General features: G+C 75.8%; 9 protein-coding genes and 1 pseudogene. 8 read left to right on the top strand and 2 right to left on the bottom strand.

What is annotated here, in order from left to right:
* The 8 genes and pseudogenes from FA014_RS20115 to FA014_RS15085 form a co-directional block, all read left to right on the top strand.
* Positions 1-208 (top strand): annotated as a pseudogene (locus FA014_RS20115) (hypothetical protein); the annotation flags it as partial.
* Complete coding sequence (gene panC, locus FA014_RS15110; protein WP_154730481.1) at positions 205-1095, top strand: pantoate--beta-alanine ligase; 891 nt, start codon at positions 205-207, stop codon at positions 1093-1095. The pseudogene FA014_RS20115 and the gene panC, both read left to right, overlap by 4 nt.
* Positions 1096-1097: 2 nt before the next feature.
* Positions 1098-1676: an aspartate 1-decarboxylase gene (panD, locus tag FA014_RS15105; RefSeq protein ID WP_154730480.1), complete on the top strand. Its 579-nt coding sequence runs from the start codon at positions 1098-1100 to the stop codon at positions 1674-1676.
* On the top strand, positions 1673-3373 hold the full coding sequence (locus FA014_RS15100) for an L-aspartate oxidase (protein WP_154730479.1): 1701 nt from the start codon (positions 1673-1675) through the stop codon (positions 3371-3373). Before panD ends, FA014_RS15100 begins: the two co-directional genes overlap by 4 nt.
* Positions 3374-3469: 96 nt before the next feature.
* Positions 3470-4387, top strand: coding sequence for a carboxylating nicotinate-nucleotide diphosphorylase (gene nadC / locus FA014_RS15095; protein ID WP_154730478.1), 918 nt, complete (start codon positions 3470-3472; stop codon positions 4385-4387).
* A 36-nt stretch (positions 4388-4423) separates the two neighbouring features.
* The gene (gene lysS / locus FA014_RS15090; RefSeq protein ID WP_154730477.1) at positions 4424-5962 is read left to right on the top strand and encodes a lysine--tRNA ligase; all 1539 of its coding nucleotides are present in this window, start codon (positions 4424-4426) and stop codon (positions 5960-5962) included.
* 66 nt (positions 5963-6028) lie between these two features.
* Positions 6029-6205 (top strand): hypothetical protein, encoded by a 177-nt coding sequence (locus FA014_RS20110; RefSeq protein ID WP_195969306.1) that lies wholly within the window; start codon positions 6029-6031, stop codon positions 6203-6205.
* 121 nt (positions 6206-6326) lie between these two features.
* Entirely contained in the window at positions 6327-6671 is a 345-nt protein-coding gene (locus tag FA014_RS15085) for a histone-like nucleoid-structuring protein Lsr2 (RefSeq protein WP_154730476.1), read from the top strand.
* Positions 6672-6745: 74 nt separating this feature from the next.
* Here FA014_RS15085 and xylB read toward each other — a convergent pair whose 3' ends face one another.
* Entirely contained in the window at positions 6746-8176 is a 1431-nt protein-coding gene (gene xylB, locus FA014_RS15080) for a xylulokinase (RefSeq protein ID WP_154730475.1), read from the bottom strand.
* 95 nt (positions 8177-8271) lie between these two features.
* Positions 8272-9459 (bottom strand): xylose isomerase, encoded by a 1188-nt coding sequence (xylA, locus tag FA014_RS15075; RefSeq protein WP_154730474.1) that lies wholly within the window; start codon positions 9457-9459, stop codon positions 8272-8274.
* Positions 9460-9717: the final 258 nt, after the last annotated feature.

Raw genomic sequence — 9717 nt, 5'->3', positions numbered from 1 at the left:
GGCCGAGCAGGGGCGGGCGCTGCTGGACGCGCTGGCGACGGGGGACCCGGCCGCGGGGCCGGCGCCCGGGACGGCCGCCGGCACGCAGGGTGGTGCCGGCCCGGCTCACACCGGGGGACCGGACGGGAGTACGGTGCACGGCGCGCACGACGACGAGGGCGAGGGCGGGACGGACGCGCCCGGCGCCGACCAGGAGGACCAGGCATGACCGAGGCACGCACGGGTGCCCCCACGCTGGCGCGCACGCGCCAGGAGCTCGCGGACGCGCTGGCGGCCCGCCCCGGCGGCCGGCGCGCCGTCGTGATGACGATGGGCGCGCTGCACGCCGGGCACCTGTCCCTGGTGCGCGAGGCCCGCGGACGCGGCGAGCAGGTGGTGGTGACGATCTTCGTCAACCCGCTGCAGTTCGGCCCCACCGAGGACCTGGACCGCTACCCGCGCGACCTGGCGGGCGACCTGGCCTCGCTCACCGGCCCGGACCTGCTGGGCGCGGGCGACGTCGTGTTCGCGCCGAGCCCGGAGGTCGTGTACCCGGACGGCGACCCGGGCGTCCGGGTGTCGGCCGGTGCGGTCGGCACCGTGTACGAGGGCGCGACCCGCCCCGGTCACCTGGACGGCGTGCTCACCGTGGTGCTCAAGCTGATGCACCTGGTCGCGCCGGACGTCGCGCTGTTCGGCCGCAAGGACGTGCAGCAGCTGGCCGCGGTCCGCCGGATGGTGCGGGACCTGGACGTGCCGGTCGAGGTCGTCGGCGCCCCCACCGTCCGGGACGCCGACGGGCTCGCCCTGTCGTCCCGGAACGCGTACCTGTCGCCCGCCGAGCGGGGGCAGGCGCTCGCGCTGAGCCGCGCGCTGGCCGCGGGCCGGGACGCCGCGGAGGCGGGCCGGGGCCCCGACGCGGTGCGCGCGGCCGCGCGGGCCGTGCTGGACGAGGCCGGCGTCGGCACCGACTACGTGGCGCTCGTGGACCCGGTGACGTTCGAGGACGTCACCGCCGGCCCCGCGGACCTGGCCGGGCGGACGGCCGTCCTGGCGCTCGCCGCCACGGTGGGCGCGACCCGGCTGATCGACAACTCCGACGTGAGGTGGGCGTGACCATGACCTCGCTGCTGCGGCCGATGATGATCGGCAAGATCCACCGGGCCACCGTGACCCAGGCCGACCTGCACTACGTCGGCTCCATCACGGTCGACGCGCACCTGCTGGCGGCCGCCGACCTGCTGCCCGGCCAGCAGGTGGACGTCGTCGACGTGACCAACGGGGCCCGGCTCACCACCTACGTGATCGCGGGGGAGGCGGGGTCCGGGCAGATCTGCATCAACGGCGCCGCCGCGCACCTGGTGCACCCGGGCGACGTGGTCATCCTCATCGCGTACGGGATGCTCTCGGACGCCGAGGCCCGCACCTACGAGCCGCACGTCGTCCTGGTCGACGCCGAGAACCGGATCATGGACACCGGGCACGACCCGGGCACCGTGCCGGAGTCGTGGACCGCGGCGTCGGGGCTGCACCCGAGCGGCGTGCCGTTCGACCAGGGGCGGTCGCTCGTCGAGCGGGACGGCGCGGGGCCGGGCGACGGCGCCGGGGCGGCGCACGACGGCGCGGAGCACCCGGTGCGCAGCGACCTGGGGTCGGGGGCGAGCGACGCCGGGCGGGACGCGGGCGCCGGACGGTGACGGCGGTCGCCCGCCGGCTGGCCGCCCCGGCCCCGGGCTGGACCGCCCGGGCGGACGCCGTGGTGGTCGGCTCCGGGATCGCGGGCCTGACCGCCGCGCTCGAGCTGCGCACCCGGGTGCCGCGGGTGCTGCTGGTCACCAAGGACCGGCTGGTGTCGGGGTCGACGGTCTGGGCGCAGGGCGGCATCGCCGCGGCGCTCGACCCGGCGGACTCCCCGGAGGCGCACCTGCGGGACACGCTCGTCGCGGGCGTCGGGCTCTGCGACCCCCGGGCCGTCGAGGTGCTGGTCACCGAGGGCCCCGCCCGGGTGCGCGAGCTCGTCGCGCGCGGCGCGGTGTTCGACACCGAGCCCGACGGCACGCTCAGCCTGACCCGCGAGGGCGGCCACCACGCCGACCGCGTCGCGCACGCGGGCGGCGACGCCACCGGAGCCGAGATCTCCCGCGCCCTGGTCGCGCAGCTCGCGGCGGTGCAGGCCGACCCGGGCATCGAGGTGATCGAGCACGCGCTCGTGCTCGACGTGCTGACCGGCGCCCCCGGGCGCGACGGCCGGCCCGGCCCGGTGTGCGGCGTGACGCTGCACGTGATCGGCGAGGGCAGCCGGGACGGCGTCGGCACGGTGCTGGCGCCCGCCGTGGTGCTCGCGACCGGCGGCATCGGGCAGGTGTTCCGGTCGTCGACCAACCCCGTGCAGGCGACCGGCGACGGCCTGGCGGCGGCCCTGCGCGCCGGCGCCGCGGTCGGCGACGTCGAGTTCGTGCAGTTCCACCCGACGGTGCTCTGGCTCGGCGCCGGCGTGAAGGGCCAGCTCGCGCTGATCTCCGAGGCGGTCCGGGGCGAGGGCGCGCACCTGGTGGACGTGGACGGGCACCGGTTCATGTCGGGCGTGCACCCGCTGGCCGAGCTCGCCCCGCGGGACGTCGTGGCCAAGGCGATCGTGCGGCAGCTGGCCCGTACCGGCGCCGACCACGTGCTGCTCGACGCCCGGCACCTCGGCGCCGAGCGGATCGCGCGCCGGTTCCCGACGATCGCCGCCCGGCTGGCCGAGCACGGCCTCGACCTGGCGGCCGACCTGGTCCCGGTGGCACCGGCGCAGCACTACCACTCGGGCGGGGTCGTCACCGACCTCGCGGGCCGGTCGACGCTGCCCGGGCTGTACGCCGTCGGCGAGGTCGCGTGCACCGGCGTGCACGGCGCGAACCGGCTGGCGTCGAACTCGCTGCTGGAGGGCCTGGTGTTCGCGCACCGCGCCGCGCACGACATCGCCCGCCGCGTCGAGTCGGGCGCGCTGCGCCCCGCCGAGCCCGTCGAGCGCCCCGGTCCCGAGGCCCTGGTCGCCGGCGCGGCCCGGTCCCGGATCCAGCGGATCGCCACCGACGGGGCCGGCGTGCTCCGGTCGGCGGCCGGCCTCACGGCGGCGGCGCAGGCGCTCGCGGCGGTCCGCACCGACGCGCACCGCGCCGTCGAGGGCGGGGAGCGGCCGGTCGCGGACCCGCAGGTCGCCGAGTGGGAGACGACGAACGTGCACCAGGTCGCCACGGTGCTGGCGGCAGCGGCCGCGACCCGGCGGGAGACCCGCGGCGGGCACCTGCGCAGCGACTACCCCGACCGGGACGACGCGGCCTGGCAGCTGCGCGTGGAGGCGACCGTGACCCCGGACGGCGAGCTGACCCGGCGCCTGGCCCCGGTGGACTGACGGCACCGGGCTCGGGTGGGGCGTCCTGCCGGACGCGCCACTGCATGCCACGGCGGCCCGCACGGAGCACCCCTCGCGGAGCCCTAGGCTTCCGGCGTGACCACGCCCGACACCCTCGACCCCGCCTGGCTCGCCCGCACCGTCGCCGTCGCCCTCGACGAGGACCTCGGCCCTGCCCCGGGCCGCGACGTCACCACCCAGGCGACCGTCGCGCCGGACGTGGCCGGCGTCGCGCACCTCGTCGCCCGCGAGGCCGGGGTCGTCGCCGGCCTCCCCGTCGTCGCCGAGGTGCTGCGCCAGGTCACCGGCCGCCTGGGTCTCGCGCCCGCGACCGTCGACCAGCGCGTCGAGGACGGCACCGCGGTGGCCCCGGGCGACGTGCTCGCCGTGCTGACCGGCCCCGTGCAGGCCCTGCTCGTCGCGGAGCGCACCGCCCTCAACCTCGCGTCCCGCGCGTCCGGCGTCGCCACGCACACCCGGCGGTGGGCCGACGCCCTGGCCGGGACCGGCGCCCAGGTGCTGGATACCCGCAAGACCACCCCCGGCCTGCGCGAGCTGGAGAAGTACGCCGTCCGCCGCGGCGGGGGCACCAACAAGCGCATGGGCCTGCACGACGTCGCCATGGTCAAGGACAACCACGTGGTGGCGGCGGGCGGGGTCGCGGCGGCGGTCGAGGCCGTGCGCGCCCGGTTCCCCGGCGTCACGATCCAGGTCGAGGCCGACACCACCGAGCAGGCGCTGGAGGCCGTGGGCGTCGGCGCGCGGTTCCTGCTGCTCGACAACATGCCGACGCCGGTGCTCGCCGCCACCGTCGAGGCGGTCCGGGCCGGGGAGGCCGCCACCGGTCGCGTCGAGCTCGAGGCCACCGGCAACCTCACGCTGGACCGGGCCGCCGAGGTGGCCGCGACCGGCGTCGACTACCTGTCGGTCGGGGCGCTGACGCACTCCTCGCCGATCCTCGACCTGGCGCTGGACCTGGTCGAGGGCGTCCGGGCGCCCGGCCCGGGGCGGTGACGGCCGGGGCCTCGCCCGCTCGGTAGGATTCCGGGCGTGACCGAGCCCCAGCAGACGCCTGCCGTCCCCGCCGCCGACGACCTCCCCGAGCAGCTCCGGGTCCGGCGCGAGAAGCGGGACCGGATGCTGGCGGAGGGCGTCGAGCCGTACCCGGTCGGCGTCCCGCGCACGCACACCATCGCCGAGGTCCGCGCCGCGCACCCGGACCTGGAGCCTGGCCAGGAGACCGAGGACGTCGTCGGCGTCGCCGGCCGTGTCGTGTTCCTGCGCAACACCGGCAAGCTCTGCTTCGCCACGCTGCAGGACGGCGAGGGCAACCGGCTGCAGGCGATGCTGAGCCTGGCCAACGTCGGCGAGGACCGGCTCGCCGCGTTCAAGGCCGACGTCGACCTGGGCGACCACCTGTTCGTGCACGGCACCGTGGTGGCGTCCCGCCGCGGCGAGCTGTCCGTGATGGCCGACGCCTGGACGCTGGCCGCCAAGTCGCTGCGCCCGCTGCCGAACCTGTACGCGAAGGGCGACGAGGAGGCCCCCGAGCTGTCCGAGGAGGTGCGCGTCCGCCAGCGGTACGTGGACCTCATCGTGCGCCCGGCCGCCCGCGACACCGTCCGGCTGCGCGCCGGCGTCGTGCGCTCGCTGCGGGAGAACTTCCACCGCCGCGGCTACCTCGAGGTCGAGACCCCGATGCTGCAGACGCAGCCCGGCGGCGCCGCGGCCCGGCCGTTCGTCACGCACATGAACGCGTTCGACATCGACCTGTACCTGCGGATCGCCCCGGAGCTGTTCCTCAAGCGCGCCGCGGTCGGCGGCCTGGAGCGGGTGTTCGAGATCAACCGGAACTTCCGGAACGAGGGCGCCGACTCCACGCACTCGCCGGAGTTCGCGATGCTGGAGGCGTACGAGGCCTACGGCGACTACGACACGATGGCCGCGCTGACCCAGGACCTGGTGCAGACCGCCGCGCAGGACGTGCTCGGGACCACGACGATCACCCTGCCGGACGGCGAGGAGTACGAGGTCGGCGGCGACTGGGCGCAGCTCACCATGTACGGCTCGCTGTCCGAGGCCCTGGGCGAGGAGATCACGCCGGAGACGTCGGTCGCGCACCTGCAGGCGATCGCGAACCGGCTCGACGTGCAGCTCGACCCGAAGCGGGTCAGCCACGGCAAGCTCGTCGAGGTGATCTGGGAGCACCAGGTCGGCGACCACCTGCACGCGCCGACGTTCGTGCGCGACTTCCCGGTCGAGACCAGCCCGCTGACCCGCGACCACCGCAGCATCAAGGGCCAGGTCGAGAAGTGGGACCTGTACGTCCGCGGGTTCGAGCTCGCGACCGCCTACTCCGAGCTCGTCGACCCGGTGGTCCAGCGCCAGCGGTTCGAGGCGCAGGCGCTGCTGGCCGCCGCGGGCGACGACGAGGCCATGCAGCTCGACGAGGACTTCCTCGCGGCCGTGGAGTACGCGCTGCCGCCCACCGGCGGGATGGGCATGGGCGTCGACCGCCTGCTCATGGCCCTGACCGGCCTGGGCATCCGGGAGACGATCCTGTTCCCGCTCGTGAAGCCCCAGGCCTGATCGACGCGACGCCCGGCGTCCCTTCGGGCCGCCGGGCGTCGTCGTGCGCGGGCGTATTCTGGCGGCATGGACATCGGCCCCGCGCTCGCCGCGCTCATCCCGTCGGTCGGCGTCGGGGCGATCTTCTGGATCGTCATCCGGGCGCTCGTGAACGCCGATCGGACGGAACGCGCGGCATTGGCGCGGATGGATCGCGAGGACGCGGCCCGCGCGAATGAGACGCAGAAGGCGCCCGAAATCTGAACGAATGTCCCCGTGTGCTTTGACGCGGGTCTTCCGGGCTGTCATGCTCTTTGCGATCGCACGAATTCACGCCGCTCGCCGACGGGGGCCTGCGACGGCGGCCGATGCTCGGGAGGGCGAAATGGCACAGAAGGTTCAGGTCCTGCTGGTCGACGACATTGACGGCGGCACCGCGGACGAGACGGTGACGTTCGCGCTCGACGGCGTCTCCTACGAGATCGACCTCACCAGCGCCCACGCCGCCGAGCTGCGCGACGCGCTCGGCACCTGGGTCGGCCACGCCCGCAAGGTCGGCGGCCGCGCGTCCTCGGGCCGCGGCGGCAGCGGTGGCGGCAGCAGCCGCCCGCGCCGGTCCTCCGACGCCGGTGCCGTGCGCACCTGGGCCAAGGAGAACGGCTACGAGGTCTCCGAGCGCGGCCGCATCTCCGCGGAGATCCGCGACGCCTACGAGGCCGCCCAGGGCTGAGCCCCGCGGCACGCAGGACGGCCCGGCACCCCGCGCGGGGTGCCGGGCCGTCCTGCGTCCCCGGCCGCGCGGGGTCAGCCGCGCGTGGCCGTGAGGTCGCGCACCGCGGCGTACTGCTCGCGGACCCGCGGGGCGGGGTCGGCCTCGTAGACCTCGGCCTCGCCCGCGGCGGTCCACGCCGGGGGCTCGTCCGACCCGCTCAGCACCCACGCGGCCTGCCGCGCGGCGCCGTCGGCGACGTACTCGCCGGGGGTCGGCACGGTCACGGCGGTCCCGAGCACGGCCGGCGCGATCCGCCGGACGGCCTCGGACTGCGCCCCGCCGCCGATGAGGGACACCCGCTCGACCGGCACGCCCTGCGTGCGCAGCGCGTCCAGGCCGTCGGCGAGCGCGCACAGCATGCCCTCGACCGCGGCCCGGGCCAGGTGCGCGGGCGTGGTGTTGGCCAGCCGCATCCCGTGCAGCGCGCCGGTGGCGTCGGGCTTGTTCGGGGTGCGCTCGCCCTCGAGGTAGGGCACCAGCACCAGGCCGTCGGCACCGGCGGGCGCGGACAGCGCCAGCCGGGACAGCCCCGCGTGGTCGACGCCGAGCATCCGCGCGGCGGCGTCCAGGACCCGCGAGGCGTTCAGGGTGCAGGCGAGCGGCAGGTAGGCGCCGGTCGCGTCGGCGAACCCGGTGACGAGTCCCGAGCCGTCGGCGGTCGGCGTGGCGGACACCGCGGACACGACGCCCGAGGTGCCGATGGAGATCGCGACGTCGCCGGCGACCATGCCGAGCCCGAGCGCGGCGGCGGCGTTGTCGCCCGCCCCGGCGCCCAGTGCCGCACCCGCCCGCACGAGCCCGGTGTCCCCGGCGACCCCCGCCGGGTCGCCCGCGCCGACGACCCGCGGCAGCACGACGTCGTGGCCGAGCGCCAGCTCCAGCAGGTCGCGGCGGTAGTCCTCGGTGAACGGCGACCAGTAGCCGGTGCCCGACACGTCGGACCGGTCGGTCGTGAGCGCCGTCAGGTCGGCGTCGCCCGGCCCGTACCCGGCGAGCCGCCAGGTCAGCCAGTCGTGGGGGAGCGCGACGGCGGCGACCCGCGCGGCGGCGTCCGGCTCGTGGTCGCGCAGCCAGCGCAGCTTGGTCACCGTGAGCGAGGCGACCGGCACCGACCCGATCGCGTCGGCCCAGGCCTGCGGCCCGCCGAGCTCGTCGATCAGCGCCAGCGCCGACGGCGCGGACCGGGTGTCGTTCCACAGCAGCGCGTCGCGGACGACCTCGCCGTCGGCGTCGAGCGCGACCATGCCGTGCTGCTGGCCGCCGACCGCGACCGCGTCGACGTCGTCCAGCCCGCCGGCGTCGCGGACGGCCGTCTGCAGGGCCTCCCACCAGTGCCGCGGGTCGATCTCGGTGCCGTCCGGGTGCGACGCGCGGCCGGAGCGCACCAGCGCCCCGGTGTCGGCGTCGCGCACGACGACCTTGCAGGACTGGGTGGAGGAGTCCACCCCGGCGACGAGGGCCATGAGGATGCGTCCTTGCTCTGCTCAGGTGACGGGGAAAAGCGCCGAGGCCGGGGGTTTCACGCGAAACCCCCGACCTCGACGCCGAACAGCTCGGGTCAGCGGGCGCCGAGCGCGTGCTCCAGGGCCAGCTGGTTCAGGCGGACGAAGCCGAAGCCGCGGGCGGCGACGCCCTCGACGTCGAAGTCCTCGTACGCGGACCGGTCGGCCAGCAGGTCGGCCAGGGTCTCGCCCTCGCCGATCGTCGGCTGCGACAGCTCGAGCACGCCGGACGCCTCGAGGGCCTCCTGGACCTCCGGGTCGGCGCGGAACGCCTGCGCGCGCTCCTTCAGCAGCAGGTAGGTCGCCATGTTGGCCTTGGCCGACTCCCACACGCCGTCGAAGTCCTCGGTGCGGGACGGCTTGTAGTCGAAGTGCCGGGGGCCGTCGTAGCGCGGGCCGCCGGACGGGAAGCCGTTCTCGATGAGGTCGACCGTGGCGAACGCGGAGAACAGGTCGCCGTGGCCGAACACCAGGTCCTGGTCGTACTTGATGGACCGCTGGCCGTTGAGGTCGATGTGGAACAGCTTGCCGGCCCACAGCGCCTCGGCGATGCCCTGGGTGTAGTTCAGGCCCGCCATCTGCTCGTGGCCGGTCTCCGGGTTCAGGCCGACGATGTCGCCGTGCTCCAGCTTGGCGATCAGCGCGAGGGCGTGGCCGATGGTCGGGAGCAGGATGTCGCCGCGGGGCTCGTTCGGCTTCGGCTCGATGGCGATCCGGAGGCCGTAGCCCTTCTCCTTGATGTACGCGGCGACGGTGTCGATGCCCTCGGCGTACCGGTCGTGCGCGGCGTTCAGGTCCTTCGCGGAGTCGTACTCCGCGCCCTCGCGGCCGCCCCACATCACGAACGTGTCGGCGCCGAGCTCGGCGGCCAGGTCCACGTTGCGGATGACCTTGCGCAGGCCGTAGCGGCGCACGCGGCGGTCGTTCGAGGTGAACGCGCCGTCCTTGAAGATCGGGTGGCTGAACGTGTTGGTCGTGACCATCTCGACCGTGATGCCGGTGTCGGCCAGCGCCTGCTTGAACCGGCCGAGGATGCGGTCGCGCTCGGCGTCGTCGGACCCGAACGGCACCACGTCGTCGTCGTGGAAGGTCACGTGCGCGGCGCCGAGCTCGGCGAGCTTGTGCACCGACTCCACCGGGTCGAGCCACGGCCGGCTCGCGGAGCCGAACTGGTCCTGGGCGTTCCAGCCGACGGTCCAGAGACCGAAGGAGAACTTGTCGTCGCGGGTGGGCGTGCGCACCATCGTCTGCTCCTCATCGAGTAACCCTGCGGGGTTTGTCTTGTGAGTGAACTTATACGCGGGACCGGCTAGGGTCAACCGCGTGACCGACCCCGCCGCGCCGCGAGAGACGCCCGCCGCCGACCCCGGTGCGGTGCCCCGGGCCGCCGCCGGTCCGGCCGCGCGCCGCCGGGTGCCCGCCCGGCAGGGCTCGCTGCGGGAGCACAACCTGGCCCTGGTGCTGCGGCACGTGCTCGACGCCGCGGGGGCGGGCGCCGCGGC

Origin of the sequence: Cellulomonas hominis (assembly GCF_005239125.1) — a bacterium.
GTDB classification, from domain to species: domain Bacteria; phylum Actinomycetota; class Actinomycetes; order Actinomycetales; family Cellulomonadaceae; genus Cellulomonas; species Cellulomonas hominis_A.
This window is presented reverse-complemented; position numbering and strand designations above follow the sequence as displayed.